We start from the raw sequence: 23136 nt of genomic DNA, 5'->3' as shown, positions 1-23136 counted from the left end.
CCTGGCGCAATGACCCCCGGCTTCACCGCGCCGCCCCGTACAAAGCAAGCGTCCTAAGCACTATGCCAACGAACTCCGCAGGTTCATGGACCAGCATCTCGAACGTCACCCGGAGAGTTGGTACACCCCTCATGACGGTGACGTTCCAACGCCGCCTGTCTTCCCGATAGGCTTCCCGGCTGCTGTGGTGGGCATAGCCGTCAGCCTCAATGCCCAGCAGGCCGTCGACAAGAAGATCCAGATGGCCCATTCCAGGAATGTTAACCTGCAGCTCCACCGTAAGCCCCGCTTCCTCCAAGAGATACCGGGCGATGGTTTCGATTATGGAACCGGATTGGGGCCGAATTCTGCCGATCAGGTTCAGCATGGCTTTCTCACGGGCCGCCGGAAAGCGTGCCCGCAACGCCGCGAGCTGGACTTGGCCCTTTTTGACGGCGGACTCCGCGATAGTCAGCCCTTCAAGAGGGGGCAGACAGCGGAGGGACTGACAGACGATGTCCACAGGAGTCAGTGGAAGGTCGCTTCGATGTACCACACAGCCGGGGATCTGCCTGCCATGGCGGGCGGCGAGATGCGGCTTCTCCGGAGCTTTGACCACCCACAGTCCGGAGGCCAGAGCGGCCGTGACGCAACCGGGCGCCGCGTGATAGCGGGCCGCATGGATGAGCACGGGGTCCGCATGCGGCAGGGCAAACACGCCGCGGGCAACCCTTTGGACGGACCCGTCCGACAGTCCGGATTCCAGCCTTCGGCGCGAGACACCGGCCAATAACAGTGTGCGGGTGCCAGCAACGCCACCCAGGGCCACCAGTGCTTCAGAAACAGTTCGCATGTCTGAATCCTTCCCGTTGCGGGAGGCATTCGCAGGTGTTCGAAACGGCTATGTGTAGAACGGCGCCGGACACCGGAGCGGCTCCTCAGCGCGCACGCGCCGCCCCTGCGCAACGAGGCGAAAGGTGGCTGCACAGCCGTGAACTTAAAGCAGAATGCCACCGGCTTAAACCGGTGGCATTCTGTGCGTTCAGGGCGTTGTTATACCTTGGCTCGGGCGCGGTTGGCCTTGGCGCGCTCGTTGGTGTCCAGGATGACCTTGCGGATGCGGATGGATTCCGGGGTGACCTCGACGCACTCGTCTTCACGGGCGAATTCGAGGGACTCTTCGAGGGTCAGGTCGCGCGGGGGCGTCAGGTTCTCGAAGGTGTCCGAAGAAGCGGCACGCATGTTGGTGAGCTTCTTTTCCTTGGTGATATTGACGTCCATGTCGTCGGCGCGGGAGTTCTCGCCGACGATCATGCCCTCGTACACCTCGGAGGTGGGCTTGACGAAGAAGGAGCCGCGCTCCTGCAGGTTGATCATGGCGAACGGCGTCACAACACCGGCGCGGTCGGCGATCATGGAACCGTTGGTGCGGTACTCGATCGGGCCGGCCCACGGCTCGTAGCCCTCGGAGATGGAGGCGGCGATGCCGGCCCCACGGGTGTCCGTAAGGAACTTGGTACGGAAACCGATCAGGCCGCGGGCCGGAACGATGAACTCCATGCGGCACCAGCCGGTGCCGTGGTTCGCCATGTTGGTCATGCGGCCCTTGCGGGCTGCCATGAGCTGGGTGACGGCGCCGAGGTATTCTTCGGGGACGTCGATGGTCATGTGCTCCATCGGCTCGTGGATCTTGCCGTCGATGGTCTTAGTGACAACCTGCGGCTTGCCGACGGTCAGCTCGAAGCCTTCGCGACGCATCTGCTCGACCAGGATGGCCAGCGCGAGCTCGCCGCGGCCCTGGACTTCCCAGGCGTCGGGACGCTCGGTGGGGAGCACCTTGATGGAGACGTTACCGATCAGTTCCTTGTCAAGGCGGTCCTTGACCTGGCGGGCGGTGACCTTGGCGCCCTTGACCTTGCCGGCCAGCGGCGAGGTGTTGATACCGATGGTCATGGAGATCGCGGGATCGTCCACGGTGATCAGCGGCAGCGGCTGCGGGTTCTCGGCATCGGTCAGGGTCTCACCGATGGTGATTTCCTCGATGCCGGCGACGGCGACGATCTCGCCCGGTCCGGCGGATTCTGCCGGAACGCGGTCCAGCGCCTTGGTGGCCAGGAGTTCGGTGATCTTGACGTTCTTGAGTTCACCGTTGGCGCGCGCCCAGGCAACTGTCTGGCCCTTGCGCAGGGTGCCGTTGTAGATGCGCAGCAGCGCCAGGCGGCCCAGGAACGGGGACGCGTCCAGGTTGGTGACGTGAGCCTGCAGGACACCTTCGGGGTTGTAGGTGGGAGCGGGGATGTGCTCGATGATGGTCTTGAACAGCGGCTCGAGGTCCTCGTTGTCCGGGGCGGCACCGTTGGCGGGCTGCTCCAGGGATGCGCGGCCAACCTTGGCGGCGGCGTAGACAACGGGAACTTCCAGGACCTTGTCCAGGTCCAGGTCCGGAACCTCGTCGGCAAGGTCGGAGGCCAGGCCCAGGAGCAGGTCCATGGACTCGTGGACCACTTCGTCGATGCGGGCATCGGGACGGTCGGTCTTGTTGACCAGCAGGATCACGGGAAGGTGGGCGGCAAGGGCCTTGCGCAGCACGAAGCGGGTCTGGGGCAGCGGGCCCTCCGAGGCGTCAACGAGAAGGACGACGCCGTCCACCATGGACAGGCCGCGTTCCACCTCGCCGCCAAAGTCGGCGTGGCCGGGGGTGTCGATGACGTTGATGGTGATGGTCTCGCCGTTGGAGGACGGACCGTTGTAGGCCACCGTGGTGTTCTTGGCCAGGATGGTGATGCCCTTTTCACGCTCCAGGTCACCGGAGTCCATGACGCGGTCTTCGAGGTGGTTGTGCTCGGCAAAGGAGTTGGTCTGCTTGAGCATGGCGTCGACCAGGGTGGTCTTGCCGTGGTCAACGTGGGCCACAATCGCGACGTTGCGCAGGTCACTGCGCGATGCAGTGGCTACCGCGGTGTTGGTGGTGGTTTCAGACATGCGTAATGGCTCGATTCAGTGGAGTCAGCTGTTGTATCGCGACATTTCCAACTGGAACGCACGACGGACAAGGCCCTTGGCACGGGGCACCTGCATCTATTCTAGCCGGTGAGCCATTTATTGGCCTAAAATCCGCCGGGACCCGGGGCTCCCCAGGTTGCGCCCCGAAAGGGCAGTCGGAAGAGGGTGTGACGAAATTCACTGGCACTTCCGCCGGCGTGGCATGATTGCTGTGACGCAGCGCCCACCTTCAGAGCAAGTCGGAGACAACGATGCCCCGTGCCACGGCCATCGCGCCCAGCGGCGCCGCCCGGGCCGCCACCATCATGGCGTCCGGCCTCCTTGCAGCGTCCGCGGTCCTGGGGCTCGCCGGGTGCGGTTCGCCCGCCGGCAATGGCGTCAACTCAATCTCCCGGGCGGCGGCGTCCGGTGGACAAGCGCCGGCTGCCGCTGCCATGAAGGCCAACGTGGCAGCCACGTCCCGGCTGTTGAATGCCGGGAACGGGAGGCTTGAGGCGGTACTACCGGACATCAGCCGGACTGTCCTGCTGATTGGGGATTCCCAATCGGAGCCCCTGGACGGCTGGCCGCGACTGGGCCTGGCCGCAGCCGGGTACGACGTATATTTTTGCGGGCGGGGAGGCACGGGGTACGTCGCGGCAAACGGTGCCACCGGGAACTACGCTGACGCCCTGGAGCGCGGGGACTGGCTGCTCCCCTCAGGCACTCCGGCCCTGATCGTCATCGAAGGGGGCGGCAATGACGCCGCCACCAGCGCAAGCAACACCCAAATTGTCCGCAACGCCGGGCGGCTGATCGCCGATCTCAAAACCCGCTACCCCGGCACCCGGATGGCAATGATCGGAACCCTGGCACGGGGAGCAAACGACGGCGGCGGGCGGCGGAGCGAGGTGGACGCTTTGCTGGGCTCCGTGGCTGCTGCCCATGGCATGCCTTTTGTTTCCACCGGCGACTGGCTTACCCGGTACGGGCTGGCCAAGGACCTGGCTGACTCCGTCCACATGAACGCCCAAGGCCGCGTGGCCCTGGGCGTGATCCTTGAGCGCCGGCTCCGCGAGCTGGGGCTGGACCGGAAGTCGGCCGCGGACCAGGGTTCCCTGGCGGCGGCCCCTGCCGGCATCAGCCGGCTGCAGGACTGAAGGTTAAGCAAGTGGAGCCGGGACCCAAGGTCCCGGCTCCACTTGCTTGGAGGGCTACGGCCTATGCCACTTCAGGCGGCAGCATCAGCTTCGCACCGGGGATGGCGTTGAGCAGCGCCTTCGTGTAGTCCTGCTGCGGCGCCTCGAAGACATCGTCCGTAGACCCGGTTTCAACCAGCCGTCCCTTTTCCATCACGCACACATGGTCGGCAATCTGCCGCACCACGGCAAGGTCGTGGGTGATGAACAGGTAGGTCAGCCCAAGGTTGGCCTGCAGGTCTGCGAGCAGGTTCAGCACCTGCGCCTGCACCAGGACATCGAGCGCGGACACGGCCTCGTCACAGATGATGACCTCGGGATCCAGCGCCAGGGCACGCGCAATGGCAACACGCTGCCGTTGGCCACCGGAGAGTTCGTTCGGGTACCGCTGCATGGCGGACTGCGGCAATGACACCTGGTCCAGCAGAGTCCGGACTTTCTTTTCCCGGCTGGCCTGGTCCCCGATCTTGTGGACGCGGAGCGGTTCTTCGATCGTGCGGTAGATGTTGTACATCGGATCGAGGGAGCCGTACGGGTCCTGGAAGATCGGCTGGACCCGCCTGCGGAACTTGAACAGTTCAGCCGGTTTCAGCACGGAAGTGTCGACGCCGTCGAACAGGATCCTGCCATCTGTCGGCTTCTCAAGCTGGAGCACCATCTTGGCCACCGTGGACTTGCCGGACCCCGACTCCCCCACGATCGCCGTCGTGGTTCCTCGCCGAACGTCGAAGCTCACGCCGTCAACGGCCGCGAAATCCGCCGCCTTGCCCAGCCCCTGGCGGAGCTTGTACACCTTCCGCAGGTCCTGGATCTGGAGGAAGGTATCGGACTTCGCTGTTTCCGCGGCCGGCGCCAGCAGGTCCGTCGTCTCCACGCCCTGTTCCTTGGCCACCTGGATGCGGCGGCTGGCCAGGGACGGTGCGGACTCCACGAGCCGTTTGGTGTACGGGTGCTGCGGGTTGCGGAGCAGCTCCAGCGACGGTCCCGCTTCAACGACGCGGCCCTGGTACATGACCACCACCTTGTCCGCACGCTCGGCCGCCAGGCCGAGGTCGTGGGTGATCAACAGGACCGAGGTGCCCAGTTCGTTGGTCATGGTTTCCAGGTGGTCCAGGATCTGCCGCTGGACCGTGACGTCAAGGGCCGACGTTGGCTCATCCGCAATCAGCAGGCGCGGCTGGCAGGACAGGCCAATGGCGATCAGGGCACGCTGGCGCATGCCGCCCGAGAACTCGTGCGGGTACTGGTTGGCCCGGCGCTTGGCGTCCGGCAGTCCTGCCTGGGCGAGCACCTTGGCGATGTCGTCCGGCCCGCTGGGCCGGCCGTTCGCACGCAGCGTTTCCCGGACCTGGTAGCCGATCTTCCAGACCGGGTTCAGGTTGGACATGGGGTCCTGCGGGACCATGCCGATGGTGTTGCCGCGCAGTTCGATCATGCGCTGCTCACTGGCGTGGGCAATGTCCTCGCCGTCGAGCAGGATCTGGCCGCCGGATACCTTGCCGTTGTTGGGCAGGAGGCCGATGGCCGCCAACGCTGTGGTGGACTTGCCGGACCCGGACTCCCCCACGATGGCTACTGTTTCGCCGGGCATGATGGTCAGATGGGCGTCCCGGACGGCCTTGACCTCACCGCTACCTGTCTTGAAGGTGATGGCGAGGTCCCGGATTTCGAGCAGCGGCCTGACCCCGGTGGTGCCGGCCTCATCAATGCGGACGTCTGGAGTTGTCATCTCTTTATCTCTCATCGCTGACGGCTCTTCGGGTCGAGGGCGTCGCGCACGGCGTCACCCAGCATGATGAAGCTCAACACGGTGATGGACAGCGCCGCGGCCGGGTAGAGCATGATTTCCGGCCGGGTCCTGATCGATGCCTGCGCACCGGCGATGTCGTTGCCCCAGGACATGATGCTCTGAGGCAGGCCGATACCCAGGAAGGACAGGGTGGCTTCTGCCACGATGAACACGCCCAGTTCCAGGGTGGCCAGGACGATGATCGGTGCCAGGGCGTTCGGCAGGACGTGGCGGATCAGTGCTCCGAACTTTGAAACACCCAACGCGCGTGCGGCGGTGACGAAGTCCGCGTTGCGTACCTCAATCACTGCGCCGCGGGTAATTCGGGCCATCTGCGGCCACGCCAGGAGTGAGATGACGAACACTACGGTCCACACGCTCTTGTTCTCGCGGAACAAGGGAAGCTGCGTGATGACCAGCGCACCCAGCACCAGCGGCAGGGCGAAGAAGATGTCGCCCAGGCGTGCGAGCACGGCGTCGATCCAGCCACCGTAGTAGCCGGCGAGGGCGCCGAGGGTCACGCCAATGACCAGGACGCAGAGGACCGAGAGCAGGCCTACGGAGAGCGAGGCCTGCGTGCCGTGGATGACCCTGGAGTAGACGTCGCAGCCCTGGAAGGTGAAACCGAACGGGTGCCCGGAGGTGGGGCCGCCTTCGGAGTTGGCAAGTTCGCAGCCCTCGTTGGGGGGCGTGGACGTGAACAGGCCGGGGAACAGCGCAATCACGACCAGGGCAAGGATCAACAGTGCCGAGATGATGAACAGCGGACGACGGCGGAGCTTGCGCCACGCGTCTGCCCACAGGCTGAGCGGGGCCTGGTCAGTCTTGACGGCGTCCGTTGCCTGCAGTGGCGTCTCTTCAATGGGGGCCACAAAATGGCTGTTATTACTGGTCATAGCGGATCCTCGGGTCAAGCCAGGCGTACAGGAGATCGACAAGCAGGTTGGCCACCACGAACACCAGCACCAGCACGCTCACGATGGAGACGATGGTGGGGCCTTCACTGCGGAGGACTGCCTGGTAGAGCTTGTTGCCTACGCCGGGAACGTTGAAGATGCCCTCAGTAACGATGGCACCACCCATCAGGCCGCCAAGGTTCGCGCCCAGGTAGGTAACCACCGGGATCAGCGAGTTGCGCAGGATGTGCGCCAGAACCACCCTGGGGCCGCGAGAGCCCCTTGGCGGTGGCCGTCCGCACGTAATCGGCGTTCATGTTTTCGCTCACGGACGCACGCGTCAGGCGGAGAACATAGGCAAAGGAGACAAGCCCCAGGACCACTGCCGGCAGCAGGAGGGTGCCCCAGTCGGCATTGGCGCCCACAGTGGGTTTTGCCCAGCCCAACTGCACGCCAAAGACGAGCTGGAAAACGAAGCCCAGCACGAAGGTGGGAACTGCGATGACCACCAGCGAGGCCACCAGGACGGTGGAGTCGAACCAGCCGCCGCGGCGAAGGCCCGCGAAGACGCCGAATGCGACGCCAAAGACTGCCTGGATGGCCAGCGCCTCGACGGCCAGCATGGCCGTCACCGGGAAGACCCGGGCGAGGCTTGCTGCGATGGGCTGGCCGGTGAAGTCGTTGCCCAGGTTGAAGGTGAAGAGGTTCTTAAGGAACAAGCCGTACTGGACCCAGAAGGGCTGGTCCAGGTGGTACTGGCTGCGCAGGGTGTCAATGACTGCCTGCGGGGGCTGCCGGTCGCCGAACAGCGCGGCGATGGGATCGCCGGGCAGTGCGAAGACCATGTAGTACACCAAGAGGGTAGTGCCGATGAAGACAGGGATCACCTGCAGGAGTCGGCGCAAGATAAACCGGATCACAGGATCACCTGCCTTCCGGTAAAGGGAAAAACGCGTTCATGAATGCCTTCCTGCCGCTTGCAAGCCAATGGGGGCCCGGACGTAACCGGAACCCCCATCAGCCTTCGGCAAGTTAGATCTGGGCCTACTTGGCGGTGATGCCGTAGTAGAGGATTTCACCGTTCCAGCCGGTCTCGGCCTTCACGATGTTGTTGCTCCACACGATCGGCCGTGCCTGGTCCCAGAGCGGCAGGCCGGGCAGGTCCTGGAACAGGATTTCCTGAGCCTGGTTGAACTTGGCGTTGGCCTCGTCGGTGCTCTTGGCGGCAAGGCCCTCCTTGAGGAGCTTGTCGAACTCGGGGTTCGAGTACTTCTCGTAGTTGGAGGAAGCGCCCGTGGCCCAGACCGGTCCCAGGAAGTTGTAGAGCGACGGGTAGTCACCCTGCCAGCCTGCACGGGTCAGGCCCGGCAGTTGCTGGGACTTGCGCAGGTTGAGGACTTCGGCGAACTTGGCGAACGGCTGGATTTCAGCCTGGATGCCGAGGTTGTTCTTGAAGCCGTTGGCAACAGCGTCGATCCATTCCTTGTTGCCACCGTCGGTGTTGGAGGCAATCTGGAGCGGCTTGGAGGCGTCGTAAGGCTGGATCTTATCGGCCTGGGCCCACAGGTCCTTGGCCTTCGCGGGATCGAAGTTCAGGACTTCGCTGCCCTTGATGCCTTCCTTGAAGCCGTCGATGACCGGCGGCGCAAAGGCCTTGGCCGGGGTGCGGGTGCCGTTGAAGACCACCTTGGCGATTTCCTCGCGGTTGATGGCGTAGGACAGAGCCTGGCGGCGCAGCTTGCCGGCTTCACCCTGGAAGTTGGGGTTGTAGCCCGGGATGTTCAGGGTGGAATCGGTGGCAACAGCCTTGGTGGCGTTGCGGTCCGGGAAGTCGTTGACGTACGTCTTCAGGGCGTTGGACGGCAGGACGTCAGTGATGTCCAGGTTGTCCGACTGCAGGTCCGTGTATGCGGGGCCCGGATCGGTGTAGAACTTGAAGGTCACGCCGCCGTTCTTGGCCTCGCGGGTGCCCTTGTAGTCGGCATTCTTCACCAGGGTGATGGACTGGTCATGGACCCAGGAACCCTGCTTTTCGAACTTGTAGGGACCATTGCCCACCGGGTTTTCACCGTAGGTCTTGGGGTCTGCCAGAGCGGCGGAAGGAAGCGGGTAGAAGGCGGAGTAGCCAAGGCGAAGGGACCAGTCGGCCTCGGGCTGGGCGAGCTTGACCGTGATGGTGGAATCATCGGTTGCCTGCAGTCCGGACATGGTGTCGGCCTTGGGGGCCGGGGTGGTGGTGGTCTTTCCGTCAGCACCCTTGACCGAGTTAACGGCCGAGACGTCGTCGTAGCCGGCGATGGACTCGAAGAAAAAGCCGTTGTTCTGCAGGTTCTTGGAGTTCGCGGCGAAGTTCCAGGAGTCAACGAAGGTCTTGGCCGTGATGGCTTCCCCGTTGGTGAACTTGGCGCCCTGCTTGACCTTGATGGTCCAGTTCTGGGCGTCGGACGACTCGATGGAATCAGCCAGTGCGTTCACTGCCTTGCCGTTGGCGTCGTAGCTGCGAAGGCCTTCGAAAAGCAGGTTTACGACGCGGCCGCCGTAGACCTCATTGGTGTTCGCCGGCAGCAACGGGTTTTGTGGCTCATTGCTGTAAGCGGTGATGACCTTGTTCGGATCGCCGGCAGCATTGCTGGACCCGCCAGTGCTGCCACCGCCGCCGCACCCGGTCAGGGCAAGCGCGGCGATTGCCACGATGCCCAGTGCTTTGGAAGTGCGCGTGAAACGCATTCCGCCTCCTATGAGTTGTGGGAGAGAAATATTGGGGAAATCTTGTGCTTCCCCGCAGGTTGGACACAGCTGACCGCTGTGACGAAACCTACATATACGGGTTAGCCTAACCGCACGAAGTCCGAATACTGGTACTCCGTTGCCAAACCGTGACCGGAGCAGTCCAATACCCCGCGACGTGGTGGGCAGTTACGCACGTCACATGCTACTCGTCGGTACGCTGGACGGCGAATCGGCCGCGTGAGCGTTCACGTCCCGGCGCGCCTGAGCGCGGCAACCTGCCCTTCAGGCCTGGGCCAAACGCCAGTCCCAGACGTTCCACCAGACGCCCACCGGGCCCGGGCTGGTTTTCACGCCGGCCACACGGGAGTTGAACGCGGTGGTGCCCAGTGTTTGGTAAAGCGGCAGGCCGTAAGCGTCCTCCCAGATGCGCCTGTCAATCTCGGCGAGCAGCTCATCCTGTTTGCCGAGGTCCGTGGTCACGGCCAGTTGCGCCATCACTTTGTCCGCATCGGCGTCGGAATAGCCCGTGAAGTTGCTGCCGCCCCCGGTGCGGAAGATCTGCGGCACCCGGCTTACTCCCGCTTCCGTGCCGATCCACCCGGACAACGCCGCGTCATAGCCGCCCCGGCTGAGCGAAGCCGCCCAGTCGGCGCTTGCCTGGCCGCCGTCTTCCACCCGGAAGCCCGCACGTTCCGCCGAGTCCCGGATCAGGGCGAAGGCCCTGGCACGGTTGGGGTTGTCCCGGTTGTACAGGATCCGCACGGTGGGCGTGGCCCCCTTGAGGAGACTTCTGGCGGCATCGATGTCCACCTCGGCGTAATCCGAGGAACCGTTCTTCTTCACGGTGTCGGCGTACTTGGGCTGATCAGGCAGGAAGACTTGCGAGTCCAGGGGCTTGTTGTCCGGCGACTGCCCGCCCAGCACGGCATCCACGATTTCCTGCCGGGGAACCGTTTTGAGGAAGGCCTCGCGAACGTCCTTGTCCTTGAACGGCCCGGTGAAGTTCAGGTCCAGGTGGTCATAGCCGGCCTGCTTGTAGCGCTGCACGGTGATGCCCTGGCCGGACAGGCCCGTGAGCAGTGCGTCAGTGGCCGCCGACGGCTGGGGCGAGATGATGTCCGCCTGCCCGTTGCGCAGGGCATCGACGGCGGCGGGTACGGCCCCGGTGAATCTGACGTTGATCTCGTCCAGCCAGGGTTCCTGGCCCCACGTGTAATCCCGGTTCCGGACCAGTTTCATGGAGACTTCCGGCACGATGTCCCGGACGATGTACGGACCGTTGGAGAGGTACAGCGCCGGGTCGTCGGGAATCTTCTTCGTGTCGAAACCGGTGTTCCAGAAGTCGCTGATCTTTTTGAGTTCCGGGATGGTCACGGGCTTTTCCGGGTTGCCACGCGGAGTGTCCTTGAGGAGCTTGACCAGGTCCTCCTCGTCGGTGAGCCCGCTCTTGGCTGCAACCACGTGGGCCGGGAGCCCGACGTCGAACGCCACTTCCCAGTCGGCGTACGGCGCAGCGTACTCAATGGTGATGGATCTTCCGTCCGAGCCTATTTCCGGAAAGACGGTGCCTGCCAGGCCGGTGGCATTGGAGGCGGTTGCGAAGTACTTGGTGCCTTTGCCGGTGCCGGGGTCGACGTCGTCGAAGTAGCCGGACCCGGCTGCCCAGCTCAGCAGGAGGTCGGCTGAGCCCACCTGAGCCCCGTCGGACCACTTCACTCCCTCGTTCACGGTGTATTTCACCTTGAGGGGCTGGTCCGAGACTTTTTCGTAGTGCCCGAACTTGTCGTTCCGGACCACCTTGGAGCTGTCATCGAGGAAGAAGAAGCCGGAATGCGTGATGGCGCCAATCTTCGTGTTGATGTCGGTGTTGCCGTTTGCGCTAAACGGGTTGAAGGATGAGAAGGCGTTGACTTCCGCGACGGTCACGCTGCCGCCGCGCTTGGCCTCCCCCACCACCACCGACGGGGCGCCCCCGCCGGAGCATCCGGCCAGAACCAGGACAGCCGCCACGGCAGCAGTGAGCAGTTGCATCAGGCGCCTGACCGGCATGCCGTCTCCTTTGTGTTTTCCCTCTCCGGAGGGGAACGGGTCGCCACGAACACGCCCTGTAAAATCAGGATACGCGGTGCCGCTGCCCAGTCATCGAATCCTGTCCCCCTCCATATCAAACGGGGGCTTCCTGGTAGAACGGGGGCTTCCTGAGCAGTTGACCCCGGCCTCAGGCCAGGGTGTCCTGCTTGAGGCAGCCGGGAGATACCACCCTCGTCGTGCTCGGCGGATTGTTGACCAGCGCCGCCACGGGGCGGACAGGCCGTCGCTGCAAATCACCACCGCAGTTAGGACAAGCCCTGTTCGGGAAGCGCTCCACGCAGTCCGGGCACCAAGTGCATTCAAAGGTGCAGATGTAGGCAGCATCCGACGGCGCAATGTCGCGGTCGCAACATTCGCAGTTGGGGCGGATCTCAAGCATCCAACAACTCTAAGTCGACTTCCTGCACGCGAATGCCCGAACAGGCATCGAAGCGGAACTCCACCACGGACATCACTGCCCACGAGCCATCGACAGGGTGGTTAGGCTGGGTGGATGGCGACCGTTATTCTCGTGCGGCACGGCCGCACCACAGCCAATGCCACTGGACTGCTGGCCGGCCGGGCCGCCGGCGTCAGCCTGGACCAAATCGGGCGGGACCAAGCGGCCCTGACCGCGGACCGGCTGGCGTCGGTCCCGTTGGTCGGGGTGGTGTCGAGCCCGCTTGAGCGTTGTCAGCAGACCGCCCGACTCATCCTGGATCGCCAGGTTGGCGCGCCGTTCGCGCCGGTCGATCCCGATCTCACCGAGTGCGATTACGGCCAGTGGCAGGGCCGCCTGCTCAGTGATCTCGCCGCCGAGGATTTATGGCCGATTGTGCAATCCCAACCGTCCGCCGTCGTCTTTCCGGGCGGCGAATCCATGGCCGCGATGCAGGCCCGGTCAGTGGCCGCTATTCGACGCCACGACGCAGCATTCGAAGCCGAGTTCGGGCCAGGGGCCGTGTGGGTGGCGGTGAGTCACGGTGACATCATCAAGTCAATCCTCGCTGACGCGCTCGGCATGCACCTCGACCTGTTCCAGCGTATTAACGTAGGCCCGGCATCCGTCTCGATCGTGCGCTACGGTGCTGATCGGCCGAGCGTCTACGCGACCAACACCGATGCGGGTGATCTGTCCTGGCTGTCGAACGGGATCCACTCCGGCGATGCGCCGGTGGGCGGCGGTGCAGGGCAAACGGCGCCATGAACCTCATGTGCCTAGAATACTGACATGCCTACACGTGTTCACGAGTTTGACTGGCCTGATCGGGTGGTTGTTGGCACCGTTGGCGTTCCGGGGGCGCGTACGTTCTACCTGCAGGTGCGCGCAGGGACACAGGTGGTGAGTATCGCCATGGAGAAGCAGCAGTCGGCCCTGCTCGCGGAGAAGATCGACGAAATTCTCGACCAGCTCATCACCGTCGAGGGCAACCCCTTCAGCGTTCCCACGGGCACTCCCATCGAACTAGTGGACAACGACCAGCTCGAGGCCGTCCAGGAGCAGTTCCGCACCGGCGCCATGAGCTTAGGGTGGGACCCAACCACCGCCCAGGTGGTGATCGAGGCGCACCCCATCACCGATGCTGATGCTGATGGCGTCGACGAATCGCTCGATGAGGACGGGGCTGCCGAGTCCGAGATGCTTCTGGTGCGAATGCCGGTCGGCACCGCCCGTGCCTTCGCCAAGCGCACACGTGAGATCGTGGGCGCCGGGCGTCCGGCGTGCCCGCTCTGCGGTTACCCCATCGACGCCGACGGGCATACCTGCACCTTTCCCGAGGTCTGATGCCGGCGCCGGACCTGGCGACCGCCGAGCTGACGCTCACCGGCCGCATCACGACGGCCTCAAACGCCACCTTCCTAGGCAGCATCGACGGCACGACGGTCGTCTACAAGCCGATAGCCGGGGAGAAACCGCTGTGGGATTTTCCCAACGGCTTCCTTGCCCACCGCGAAGTTGCCGCGTACTTGGTCTCGGAGGTCCTCGGCTGGAACCTGGTGCCACGAACCTGGCTGCGCGATGGCCCGTTCGGGGAGGGAATGGTGCAGCTATGGCAAGAGCAAGACCCCGCCCAAAGCCCCGTGGACTTGGTCGCGACGGAGCAGGTGCCGGAGACGGGCTGGAAACACGTCCTCGAGGGTCGGGATGAGACGGGACGGATGGTCGCCCTCGTTCACGAAGACTCGCCGGCGCTCAGGCGCATGGCGGTGTTCGACGTCATCGTCAATAACGCCGACCGCAAAGGCGACCACATTCTGGCGATGGCACACGGACACCGGCACGGTGTGGACCATGGGCTCACTTTTCACAGTGACCACAAGCTGCGCACGGTGCTGTGGGGATGGGTGGGAGACGCCCTGACCGCCGAGGAAAGCGCCGGCATAGACCGTGTCAGCGAAGGACTGCACGGCGGACTGGGCACTGACCTGGCGGACTTGCTCAGCGCAGAAGAAATCGCGTCGCTCGCCGCACGCTGCGCCCGGTTGCGCCTGGCAGGGCGGTTTCCGGCTCCCAGCGGTGAGATGTCGGCGGTGCCCTGGCCGTTGTTTTAAGGGAATTGCGGCTGCTGGCTTAACAGCTCGTTGTGCAGCAAACTGCGGGCGGCATCATGCCGAATTGGCAGCGGGTAGCGGAAAGCGCAGAGCCGCCAAGAACGAGTGTTCTTGGCGGCTATCGCACTGGTCTGCTGGATCAAGAGCTAGACGTTGAAGCGGAACTCCACCACGTTCCGTAGCCGACAACCATCACGTCAGGTGGATGTTGGTGCTTATCTTTCGAGCAGGCATCTACCTCGGTATCTCCGCACGCTCCGTCACTGGCCAAGCGCCGGCGCGTCCAGGAGATGCGGGAACGCGTGCGCCATCTCCAGTGCCGCCAGGGTCCCCGCCTGGTTCTCGTTGATGGGCCGGCCGAGGAGCTCGGCGGCGCGTTTAACCCGGTACGCCACGGTGTTGGTGGCCAGATGCAGGGCTTGGGCTGCGGCGAGGCGGCTGCTTCCGGCCAGCAGGAAGTGCCGGAGGGTGTCGCGGATGTCGGTCAGTTTCTGGTCCGGACCCAGCAGCCCATCGAGCTGGACCTGGACGAACCTGGCAGCTCCCTCCGGGTCGGCGAGGAGCAGGGCCAGCATGCCGGCTTCGTCGTAGTCCCAGAATTTCTGCCGTGGCGAAAGGCGTGCGACCCGGGCAGCCTGCTGGGCCTCTAAGTAGCTGTACCGTAGCCCGGCTAGCCCGGAACCGGGCCGTCCGGCAGCGACGTGGATCCAGTCGGCACGTGGCACAGCACGTAGCCCACCTGCCACAGAAGGGTCCGGGCGGGTGTTGAACGCCCACCAGAAGAGCGTGGTGCCCTGGTACTCGAAGGTCAAAAAGCCGGCGGCGCCGAGCGCCTTTGCCGCGTCGGTGCCGAATCGCTGACGCGCCGCCTCACGGTCCGGGATGTGCCCGGTGGTGGCGGGCCACGCCAGGGGCGACCAGATGGTGCCTGCCGAGCCTGAGTCCCAGAATGCGTTCGGCGTCTTCGCCCGGCTCTTCGCCGTCGAGGATTGCGGTGATGACCCTCAACCTCTCGGCGGGCAGCCTGCCATGCCACAGGGTGAGCTCGTCCTCGTAACCGTGCATGAGGTCGACGACGTAGGAATTCACGTAGGCAAAAAGCGCCGCGTTGAGCTCGCGCACTTCGGCGACCATGCGATCGGGAGGGACTTCCTGCTCGATGACGGCGAGCAGCGCATCCTGGACTCGGGTGTGGCAGGCCCAGACGGTGCGCAGCACGGAACCGATCGGGACGCCCTGCCGCACGGACAACCGGACATTCTCCTGTGCACCGCGAGGGGCCACAATGTCCGCTGCCGCGGTGCCGCGGCGCAAACCGATCAAGGTCGTGAGGAGGGACGCTTCACAGCCCTCCCGCTCGGTGCCTGTCATCATGCCGGGCGTCCCGGCGAGGCTGAAGTCCTCATCCACCTGGCGGACTATCTCCGCGGCAGTCTCGACAGCCCATGCCGTGGCTGGAACGCCGATTTCCGCCTCGGCGCTGGCAATGATCTCTGGATCCGACGCCGGACCGTCGCCGGCGCGGTCAGCTGGCGGGTGGAGGCTCTCCATCCAGTTCATCACTGCCATAAACCCCTTTGGTCTTGCCTACCGGAAGCCAAGTATAGGGATGCGCGCACCGTCTTTGCTCCCGGGCGCCATACGGAACGGCTTTTCTTGCCGTCCGGCACCAAGAACCAACCCTGTGCCCCACACCACACTTGAACCAATCGGTGTTCGGAGTTGAACACCCGTCAAGCAACGGAGCGTGACACAGCACATGACAACCACCGCTGAACTCAAAGACTCATCGTCGGTCCTGACTGAGGCCATTGCGCGGATGACCGAGGTCCTCGGGGCCGACGCCGTCCTGCTGGATGAAAGCCAGGTCAAGGATTTCCGCGACCCCTATGAGGGCGACGACGCCAAGGACTACCAGCCCTCATTTGTGGTCCAGCCCTCCACCGTTGAGGAAATACAGGCCGTGGTCCGAATCGCCAACGAACTCCAGATCAAGCTCTGGACCTCCTCCACCGGACGCAACTACGGCTACGGCGGCTCCGCACCGGTGATCAACGGCTCCGTCGTGCTGAGCCTGCGCAGGATGAACAGGATTCTGGAAATCAATGAAGCCGCCGGCTACGCCCTGCTCGAGCCCGGAGTCAGCTTCTTCGACCTCTACAAGGAGATCAAGGCCCGCGGGCTGAAGCTCTGGATTTCGGTCCCGGACCTCGGCTGGGGCAGCATCATCGGCAACACCCTGGACCACGGCTACGGCTACACCGTCAACGGCGACCATGCAAGTGCCGTCTGCGGCATGGAGTTGGTCCTCGCCTCCGGCGAAGTGGTCCGTACCGGCCTCGGCGCAATGAGCAACAGCCCCATGTGGCAGCGGCACAAGCGCGGCTTTGGCCCGTCCCTGGACAGCCTGTTCATGCAGTCGAACTTCGGCATCGTGTCCAAGATGGGCGTCTGGCTCATGCCTGAGCCTGAGGTGTTCACCACCGGGGCGGTCATCTGCCACAAAGACGAGGATATCGCTCCGCTGATCGACGCGCTCCGCCCTCTGGTGCTGGACGGCACCATCCAGGGCCTGCCGCTGATCACCAGCTCACCGGAACCCGTGGACGGCCGGGCCAACCCGATGGAGGACACCACCGGGATGTCGAAGGCGGCGAAGCTGTCCGCGACGCTGCCCCCGGGACGCTGGCACGCCCGCATCGCCTTCTACGGCCACGAAGCCGTTGTGGAGGCACGGCGCCGCATTGTCACCGCCGCCGTCGCCCACCTTCCCGGCGTCATCGTGGACCTCAGGTCCTACCGCGGCGACGTCAGCCCGGAAGAAGTGCACCCGCTGGACCTGGTCCCGGCCGGCATCCCTAACATGTTCCTGCTGGATATGATGAAGAAGCACATCGGCGAAAACGTGGGTCACATCGACTTCTCGCCCGCGATCCCGTTCGACGGCGAATCCGCCGCTAAGCACGAGCTTATGGTCCGCACCATCCTCGAAGAAGCCGGACTGGTGGCGGGCTTCGGCTGGATCGCCAACACGCGCAGCCTCGTGGGCGCCTGCATGGTCTTCTTCGACGTGAACGACCCCTCCGAAGCGGCAGCCGCCCACGCCGCCGTCGACCTCATGTGTGAAAAGGCCGCCGAATGGGGCTGGAGCGAATACCGCGCCCACCCCTCGCTGATCGAGCACGTGGCAGGAAACTTCGACTTCAACGACCACGCCCTGAACCGGCTCTACACCTCCCTCAAGGACGCGCTGGACCCCGCCGGAACGCTCTCGCCGGGCAACCACGGCATCTGGCCCTCGCCGGCCAGGAACTCCTAGAACTCCAAGAACCCCAAGAACTCAGAGACCGAAAGGCACCACCATGTGGGAGACAGACAACAAGTTCCTCAACGGCCCCTTCACCCCCTGGCATGAGGAGACCGAAGCCTTCGACCTGGAGGTCATCGGCAAGATTCCCGATGACCTGGACGGAGCCTTGTTCCGCACCGGGTCCAACCCCAAGTTCAAGCCGCGCAACACGGACCGCTACCACTGGTTCGAAGGTGACGGCATGGTTTACGCAACGTATCTGCGTGACGGCAAGGCCGCCTACCGGAACAAATGGGTCATGACCGACGCGCTCAAAGTCGAGATGGAAGCGGGGGAGGCGGTCTACTCCGGGTTCGTCAACGGCGGCACCGCCCCATCGCTGCCGGCCGGCGCCCCGCCCATGAAGAACGTGCCCAACACCAATGTCGGCGTCCTCGCCGACCGGCTGCTCGTATTCTTCGAGGGCGGCCTGCCGCACCAGATGAATCCGCAGTCCCTGGAAACGTTCGGGACCTATGACTTCAACGGCGATGTCCCGTTCACCTGCACCGCCCACTACAAACTCGACCCGGACACCGGCAATATGCTCTTCTACTCCTACATGGGTACCAACGTCACCTGGTACGAGGCAGACCGGCACGGCAAGGTCCTCGACACCTTCGCCTTCAGCACCAGTGCCCCGTCCATGTTCCACGACTTCGCGGTGAGCAAGAACTACGCGATCTTCTTCGTCACCCCGGGGCTTTTCCTGGCTCCGAATATCGGCCAGGGCAAGCCGGGCCTCGTGTGGGACCCCGCAGCCACGAACAACGGTGTCGAGATTGTCACCATGCACCGGACGACCCACGAAGTGCGCACCTACCGGGTCGACGAGACGTTCTTCCCGACCCACTTCTTCAACGCCTACGAGCGAGGCAACGAAATCGTCATCGAAGCCCCCCGCATCAAAGAACGCTTCGGCACCCCGGCGGACCGCATCACCCGGCCCGTTGACTCCCATGAGTGGTTCATGAACGCCATCCCGTGGCGCTGGACCGTCAACACCGCCACCGGACGCGTTACCAACCAGGCCACCAGCCACATCGCGGGCGAGTTCCCGGCCATCAACCCGAACAAGGTCGGCCTGGAACACAAGTTCGGCTACTTCGCCACCACCCGTGGCCGGGACGCCGACACCATGAGCGACGGCCTGGCCAAGACCGACCTCACCAAGGAAACGGTCACGGTCATCGAAGGGCTGGATGACCTGACCAACCCCTCCGAACCGATCTTCGTGCCGCGGACCGGGGCCGTGAATGAGGACGACGGTTACCTGCTCTCCATCTGGTGGAACCGCCAGACGGAGCTATCAGAGCTGTGCATCTATGACACCGCGGATTTCGGCCGCACCCCGCTGGCCAGGGTGAAGCTGCCCGGACGCATTCCCTTCGGCTTCCACGGCAGCTGGTCCGACCGCGAGCAGATCGAAGACTCCCTCCGGGTCCTGGCCAGCGAACACACCAACTAGTCCAGCCATACTTCCCGCATAACCTGAACAGGAGCGACACCCCATGACCATCTCCACCATCGAAGCTCCGGCTACATTCGCCGGCCAGTCCACTACCCTGCAATACATCGCCGGAAAGTGGCGTGAGGGCCAGTCGGCGAAGACCCTCACCGTGACCAACCCCTACGACGACAGCGTACTGACCACCATCCGTCAGGCTTCCGTCGCAGACGTCGACGACGCCTACCGGGCCGCCGAGGCGGCCCAGACCGGGTGGGCCGCCCTGCCGCCGGCCGAGCGCCAGCAGGTGATGCGCCGTGCCGCGCAGATCCTCGAGGAACGCCGCGAAGAAATCGTGGACTGGCTGGTACGCGAGTCCGGTTCCACCTTGCTGAAGGCCAACATCGAGGTCTCCCTCGCCGTCGGAATCACGCAGGAGTCGGCATCATTTCCCACTCGGGTCCACGGCAGGATCTTTGACTCCAACACCCCCAACCGAGAGATGCGCGTCTACCGCAAGCCGATCGGGGTGGTGGGCGTGATCAGCCCCTGGAACTTCCCACTGCATCTGTCCCAGCGGTCTGTCGCCCCGGCCCTGGCCCTGGGTAACGCCGTGGTCCTCAAACCGGCCAGCGACACTCCCGTTACCGGCGCGCTCATCCTGGCACGCATCTTCGAGGAAGCAGGCCTGCCGGCAGGAGTGCTCTCCACTGTCATCGGTGCCGGCTCGGAGATCGGTGACGACTTCGTGGCCCACCCTGTGCCGGGACTGATCTCCTTCACCGGCTCCACCCCGGTTGGACAGAACGTGGGTACGGTGGCCACCAGCGGCGAACACCTGAAGAAAGTGGCCCTGGAGCTTGGCGGTAACGCCCCCTTGGTGGTCCTCGACGACGCCAACCTCGAAGCGGCCGTGGCCGCCGCCGTCCCGGGCGCTTTCCTGCACTCCGGCCAGATCTGCATGTCCGTCAACCGGATCATTGTCCAAGCCCCGGTCTACGAGGAGTTCGTCTCCCGTTTCGCCGAGGCTGCCTCGTCCGTGGCGTACGGCGACCCCACCGCCGAGGGCACCCTGGTGGGCCCTGTGGTCAACGACTCCCAGCTTGCAGGACTCAAACAGAAAATCACATGGGCCCAGGAGGCCGGCGCCCGCACCGTCGTCGAAGGCGAGATCAGCGGTCGGGTGGTGCCCCCGCACGTTTTCGCCGATGTCACCCCTGACATGGAGATCGCCCGCGAGGAGATCTTCGGCCCCATGGTCGCCATCCTGAGGGCCGAGGACGAGGATCACGCCCTTGACCTCGCCAACGACCACGCTTACGGCCTTTCCAGCGCCGTCTTTACCCAGAACCTCGACCGCGGCCTGCAGTTCGCCCACAAGGTCAAGGCCGGTATGACCTTCATCAACGAGATGACAATCCAGGATGAAGCGCACGTGGCCTTCGGCGGGCAACGCAATTCCGGGTTGGGCCGCTTTAACGGCGACTGGGCCATAGAGGAATTCACCACCGACCACACAATCGGAGTCACCCGCCTCTAAAACAAGCGGAACGATACGAAAGTAGCCTGCCGGGACAAGAATGTCCCGGCAGGCTACTTTCGTGCTGCAAAGCTGTTGGTGAGGGGTTCTGAATCAATTGGACATATTCAGGCAGGCGCCACCACCGGGTCAGGGCCTATACATTAAATCTAAATTCAACCACGTCGCCGTCGGCCATGACATATTCCTTGCCTTCGATCCGGACCTTGCCGCGGGACTTTGCCTCGGCCATGGAACCTGCGTCGATGAGGTCGTTGAAGGAGACCACCTCGGCTTTGATGAATCCGCGCTGGAAGTCAGAGTGGATCACACCGGCGGCCTGGGGAGCCGTATCGCCCCGCCGGATGGTCCAGGCGCGGGTCTCTTTCGGCCCGGCAGTGAGGTAGGTCTGCAGCCCCAGCGTGTGGAAGCCAACACGGGCCAATTGGTCGAGGCCGGATTCGTCCTGGCCGTTCATCTCGAGCATCTCTCGGGCTTCCGCCTCGTCGAGTTCAACGAGGTCTGATTCCAGCTTCGCGTCGAGGAAGATGCAGTCGGCCGGAGCCACCATGGCGCGCAGCTCCTCCTGCTTTTCCGGGCTGCCCAGGATTCCCTCGTCCGCGTTGAAGACGTAGATGAAGGGCTTGGCCGTCAGCAGGCCGAGTTCCTTCAGGTGCTCCATCTCCAGTTTGTCGCTCTTGATCGAAGAGAAGATGGTGTCCCCGCGTTCCAGCACGGCCTGGGCAGCCTTGACGGCGGCCAGTTCGGCGGCTTCGCGCTTCTTAATCTTGACTTCTTTTTCGATCCGCGGGACGGCCTTCTCGATCGTCTGGAGATCGGCGAGGATCAGCTCGGTGTTGATCGTCTCCATGTCGGACCGGGGGTCCACCTTACCGTCGACGTGGATGACGTCGGGGTCATCGAACACTCGGACCACCTGAGCGATCGCCTCAGCCTCGCGGATGTTGGCCAGGAACTGGTTGCCCAGTCCTTCGCCCTCCGAGGCGCCCTTGACGATGCCGGCGATGTCGACGAAGGACACGGCCGCGGGAAGCACTCGCTGGGATCCGAAGATGGCAGCCAGCTTCTCCAGCCGCGGATCCGGCAGGTTGACGACGCCGACGTTGGGCTCGATCGTGGCGAACGGGTAGTTCGCCGCGAGCACCTGGTTGCGGGTCAGTGCGTTGAAAAGAGTTGATTTGCCGACGTTGGGCAGTCCGACGATGCCAATAGTAAGAGCCACGAGCATTGATTCTACCCGCCGGGTCCCTGCGGCCAGTACCCGGGGATGTCACTGGCCGTGATTGTCAGAGGCCCGTGCAACAGTGAAGCCATGGATGCATTTGCCTTGATTCTGGCCCTTCTCATGTTGCTGCTCGGTGCAATCGCCGGTGCCGCCGCCACCTATGTCCTGATGCGCAGGAACTCACGCGGACTGGAAACGGACTTTGACGGAGTCTCGTCCCGGCTTTCGGAAGTGACGGCCCAGTTGGCAGCGGCCGACGCCGAAAGGCGGCTTTTAGCTGCCCAGAACCGTGAGCTGGGCGAGGCAAGGACGCAGGACGGCAGCGTGCTGCGAGCCCTGGCCCCGGTGGCCGAGAAGCTTTCCGCGGTCCAGCAGCAGGTGGCACTCCTGGAACGGGACCGGGTGGAACAGTACGGCCAGCTTGCGCAGCAATTGCAGGAAGCCCGGCTGTCCGACGAACAGCTGATCCGCTCCACGCACGCCCTGGAATCGGCCCTGCGGTCAAACAGCGCCAGGGGCCAATGGGGCGAGGTACAGCTCCGGCGCGTCGTGGAGGCCGCGGGAATGCTCCGCCACGTGGACTTCGTGGAGCAGGTCCACAGTGCGGGCCACGATTCTTCCGTCCGACCTGACCTGGTGGTGCAACTGCCGGGCGGGAAACAACTGGTGGTGGACGCCAAAGTGCCGTTGTCGTCCTATCTGGAGGCACAGGAACTGGGTACTGCGGATCCCCGCACGGTCCAGCCGTCCGGGGTGCGGGCCGGTAACGACGCCCGCAGCCAGGCGCTGCTGGCTGCCCACGCCAAGGCCTTGAGGGCCCACGTGGACGCGTTGGGCACCAAGAAATACTGGGAGATCCCCGGGAATTCCCCGGAGCTGGTGGTCTGCTTCATTCCGGCCGAATCCATCCTTGCGGCCGCGCTGACGGCAGACGCCGGTCTCCTGGACCATGCGTTGTCGCGGAACGTGGTCCTGGCCTCGCCGAGTACCCTGCTGGCGGTGCTGAAATCCGTAGCGTTCACGTGGCGCCAGGACGTCCTGACGGACAGCGCCCGCGAGTTGTTCGAGCTCGCGCGACAGCTGTACGACCGGATGGGAACCTTGGGTGAGAACGTCGGGAAACTCGGTTCTTCCCTGAAATCGTCGGTGGACCGCTACAACGCCATGGTGGGCACCTTGGAAGCCCGGATCCTGCCCACGGCGCGGAAGCTCAACACCTTGGAAGAGGCTGGCCTGGCCACGCCCTCCCTTGTGGAGGCAACGCCGCGCGCCTTGGTGGCACCCGAACTCCAGGGCGACGACGAAGCGGCCTGAGGATAGTCCTTGGATGCTGGAAGGGCCAGGCAGTTGCGAACTGCCCGGCCCTTCCTTTTGATT

The 23136-nt window shown here is 64.3% G+C and carries 18 protein-coding genes and 1 pseudogene; 8 read left to right on the top strand and 11 right to left on the bottom strand.

All coding sequences use genetic code 11. The annotated features are described in order from the left end of the window. Positions 1-22: 22 nt before the first annotated feature. Both QF050_RS10645 and typA read right to left on the bottom strand, forming a co-directional pair. On the bottom strand, positions 23-697 hold the full coding sequence (locus tag QF050_RS10645) for a hypothetical protein (RefSeq protein ID WP_308930403.1): 675 nt from the start codon (positions 695-697) through the stop codon (positions 23-25). 335 nt (positions 698-1032) lie between these two features. Continuing rightward, the gene (gene typA, locus QF050_RS10640) at positions 1033-2961 is read right to left on the bottom strand and encodes a translational GTPase TypA (RefSeq protein WP_308930402.1); all 1929 of its coding nucleotides are present in this window, start codon (positions 2959-2961) and stop codon (positions 1033-1035) included. A gap of 272 nt (positions 2962-3233) precedes the next feature. Between typA and QF050_RS10635 the strand changes: the two genes are divergently transcribed. Next, positions 3234-4121, top strand: coding sequence for an SGNH/GDSL hydrolase family protein (locus QF050_RS10635; RefSeq protein WP_308930401.1), 888 nt, complete (start codon positions 3234-3236; stop codon positions 4119-4121). Between the two features lie 61 nt (positions 4122-4182). On the opposite strand, the gene QF050_RS10630 is transcribed toward QF050_RS10635, so the two are convergent. The 6 genes and pseudogenes from QF050_RS10630 to QF050_RS10605 all read right to left on the bottom strand — a co-directional run bounded on the left by QF050_RS10630 (position 4183) and on the right by QF050_RS10605 (position 12045). Beyond that, positions 4183-5889, bottom strand: coding sequence for an ABC transporter ATP-binding protein (locus QF050_RS10630; RefSeq protein WP_308930400.1), 1707 nt, complete (start codon positions 5887-5889; stop codon positions 4183-4185). Between the two features lie 11 nt (positions 5890-5900). Next, positions 5901-6845, bottom strand: coding sequence for an ABC transporter permease (locus QF050_RS10625; protein WP_308930399.1), 945 nt, complete (start codon positions 6843-6845; stop codon positions 5901-5903). Next, positions 6835-7765 (bottom strand): annotated as a pseudogene (locus QF050_RS10620) (ABC transporter permease). Before QF050_RS10620 ends, QF050_RS10625 begins: the two are co-directional and overlap by 11 nt. Before the next feature lie 124 nt (positions 7766-7889). Further along, complete coding sequence (locus QF050_RS10615; RefSeq protein WP_308930398.1) at positions 7890-9572, bottom strand: ABC transporter substrate-binding protein; 1683 nt, start codon at positions 9570-9572, stop codon at positions 7890-7892. 285 nt (positions 9573-9857) lie between these two features. After that, positions 9858-11624: an ABC transporter family substrate-binding protein gene (locus tag QF050_RS10610; protein WP_308930397.1), complete on the bottom strand. Its 1767-nt coding sequence runs from the start codon at positions 11622-11624 to the stop codon at positions 9858-9860. Between the two features lie 169 nt (positions 11625-11793). Beyond that, a complete protein-coding gene (locus tag QF050_RS10605; protein ID WP_308930396.1) occupies positions 11794-12045 on the bottom strand; it encodes a DUF1272 domain-containing protein in 252 nt (83 codons plus the stop codon). Between the two features lie 114 nt (positions 12046-12159). Here QF050_RS10605 and QF050_RS10600 point away from each other — a divergent pair, with 114 nt between their 5' ends. Genes QF050_RS10600 through QF050_RS10590 form a run of 3 tightly spaced genes read left to right on the top strand, consistent with a single transcriptional unit; the run spans position 12160 to position 14198 of the window. Next, positions 12160-12852 carry a histidine phosphatase family protein gene (locus tag QF050_RS10600; RefSeq protein WP_308930395.1) on the top strand — a complete coding sequence of 231 codons (693 nt, stop codon included), beginning with the start codon at positions 12160-12162 and terminating at the stop codon, positions 12850-12852. A gap of 24 nt (positions 12853-12876) precedes the next feature. Continuing rightward, positions 12877-13431 carry a DUF3090 family protein gene (locus QF050_RS10595; RefSeq protein WP_308930394.1) on the top strand — a complete coding sequence of 185 codons (555 nt, stop codon included), beginning with the start codon at positions 12877-12879 and terminating at the stop codon, positions 13429-13431. Then, positions 13431-14198 (top strand): SCO1664 family protein, encoded by a 768-nt coding sequence (locus QF050_RS10590; RefSeq protein ID WP_308930393.1) that lies wholly within the window; start codon positions 13431-13433, stop codon positions 14196-14198. Before QF050_RS10595 ends, QF050_RS10590 begins: the two co-directional genes overlap by 1 nt. 260 nt (positions 14199-14458) lie before the next feature. Here QF050_RS10590 and QF050_RS10585 read toward each other — a convergent pair whose 3' ends face one another. Together QF050_RS10585 and QF050_RS10580 are read right to left on the bottom strand one after the other, a co-directional pair. After that, the gene (locus QF050_RS10585; protein ID WP_308932148.1) at positions 14459-15082 is read right to left on the bottom strand and encodes a helix-turn-helix domain-containing protein; all 624 of its coding nucleotides are present in this window, start codon (positions 15080-15082) and stop codon (positions 14459-14461) included. After that, on the bottom strand, positions 15069-15767 hold the full coding sequence (locus QF050_RS10580; protein WP_308930392.1) for a hypothetical protein: 699 nt from the start codon (positions 15765-15767) through the stop codon (positions 15069-15071). Before QF050_RS10580 ends, QF050_RS10585 begins: the two co-directional genes overlap by 14 nt. A 178-nt stretch (positions 15768-15945) precedes the next feature. Here QF050_RS10580 and QF050_RS10575 point away from each other — a divergent pair, with 178 nt between their 5' ends. Genes QF050_RS10575 through QF050_RS10565 form a run of 3 tightly spaced genes read left to right on the top strand, consistent with a single transcriptional unit; the run spans position 15946 to position 20534 of the window. Next, complete coding sequence (locus tag QF050_RS10575) at positions 15946-17517, top strand: FAD-binding oxidoreductase (RefSeq protein ID WP_308930391.1); 1572 nt, start codon at positions 15946-15948, stop codon at positions 17515-17517. 43 nt (positions 17518-17560) lie between these two features. Then, entirely contained in the window at positions 17561-19015 is a 1455-nt protein-coding gene (locus QF050_RS10570; protein WP_308930390.1) for a carotenoid oxygenase family protein, read from the top strand. Between the two features lie 43 nt (positions 19016-19058). Next, positions 19059-20534 carry an aldehyde dehydrogenase family protein gene (locus QF050_RS10565; RefSeq protein ID WP_308930389.1) on the top strand — a complete coding sequence of 492 codons (1476 nt, stop codon included), beginning with the start codon at positions 19059-19061 and terminating at the stop codon, positions 20532-20534. 136 nt (positions 20535-20670) lie between these two features. On the opposite strand, the gene ychF is transcribed toward QF050_RS10565, so the two are convergent. Further along, positions 20671-21756, bottom strand: coding sequence for a redox-regulated ATPase YchF (gene ychF / locus QF050_RS10560; RefSeq protein WP_308930388.1), 1086 nt, complete (start codon positions 21754-21756; stop codon positions 20671-20673). A 90-nt stretch (positions 21757-21846) separates the two neighbouring features. Here ychF and QF050_RS10555 point away from each other — a divergent pair, with 90 nt between their 5' ends. After that, positions 21847-23073, top strand: a complete 1227-nt coding sequence (locus tag QF050_RS10555) for a DNA recombination protein RmuC (RefSeq protein ID WP_308930387.1) — start codon at positions 21847-21849, stop codon at positions 23071-23073. The last annotated feature ends 63 nt before the right edge of the window (positions 23074-23136 follow it).

Origin of the sequence: Arthrobacter sp. SLBN-112, assembly GCF_030944625.1 — a bacterium.
In the GTDB taxonomy this organism is placed as follows: Bacteria; Actinomycetota; Actinomycetes; order Actinomycetales; family Micrococcaceae; genus Arthrobacter.
Note: the sequence above shows the minus strand (reverse complement) of the source record. Positions and strands in the feature narration are given on the sequence as shown.

What these genes read in the sequence shown, in the direction of transcription:
- typA (WP_308930402.1), bottom strand. Translation starts at nt 2,961, where the DNA reads ATGTCTGAAACCACCACCAACACCGCGGTAGCCACTGCATCGCGCAGT.
- QF050_RS10635 (WP_308930401.1), top strand. Translation starts at nt 3,234, where the DNA reads ATGCCCCGTGCCACGGCCATCGCGCCCAGCGGCGCCGCCCGGGCCGCC.
- QF050_RS10630 (WP_308930400.1), bottom strand. Translation starts at nt 5,889, where the DNA reads ATGACAACTCCAGACGTCCGCATTGATGAGGCCGGCACCACCGGGGTC.
- QF050_RS10625 (WP_308930399.1), bottom strand. Translation starts at nt 6,845, where the DNA reads ATGACCAGTAATAACAGCCATTTTGTGGCCCCCATTGAAGAGACGCCA.
- QF050_RS10615 (WP_308930398.1), bottom strand. Translation starts at nt 9,572, where the DNA reads ATGCGTTTCACGCGCACTTCCAAAGCACTGGGCATCGTGGCAATCGCC.
- QF050_RS10610 (WP_308930397.1), bottom strand. Translation starts at nt 11,624, where the DNA reads ATGCCGGTCAGGCGCCTGATGCAACTGCTCACTGCTGCCGTGGCGGCT.
- QF050_RS10605 (WP_308930396.1), bottom strand. Translation starts at nt 12,045, where the DNA reads ATGCTTGAGATCCGCCCCAACTGCGAATGTTGCGACCGCGACATTGCG.
- QF050_RS10600 (WP_308930395.1), top strand. Translation starts at nt 12,160, where the DNA reads ATGGCGACCGTTATTCTCGTGCGGCACGGCCGCACCACAGCCAATGCC.
- QF050_RS10595 (WP_308930394.1), top strand. Translation starts at nt 12,877, where the DNA reads ATGCCTACACGTGTTCACGAGTTTGACTGGCCTGATCGGGTGGTTGTT.
- QF050_RS10590 (WP_308930393.1), top strand. Translation starts at nt 13,431, where the DNA reads ATGCCGGCGCCGGACCTGGCGACCGCCGAGCTGACGCTCACCGGCCGC.
- QF050_RS10580 (WP_308930392.1), bottom strand. Translation starts at nt 15,767, where the DNA reads ATGGCAGTGATGAACTGGATGGAGAGCCTCCACCCGCCAGCTGACCGC.
- QF050_RS10570 (WP_308930390.1), top strand. Translation starts at nt 17,561, where the DNA reads ATGTGGGAGACAGACAACAAGTTCCTCAACGGCCCCTTCACCCCCTGG.
- QF050_RS10565 (WP_308930389.1), top strand. Translation starts at nt 19,059, where the DNA reads ATGACCATCTCCACCATCGAAGCTCCGGCTACATTCGCCGGCCAGTCC.
- QF050_RS10555 (WP_308930387.1), top strand. Translation starts at nt 21,847, where the DNA reads ATGGATGCATTTGCCTTGATTCTGGCCCTTCTCATGTTGCTGCTCGGT.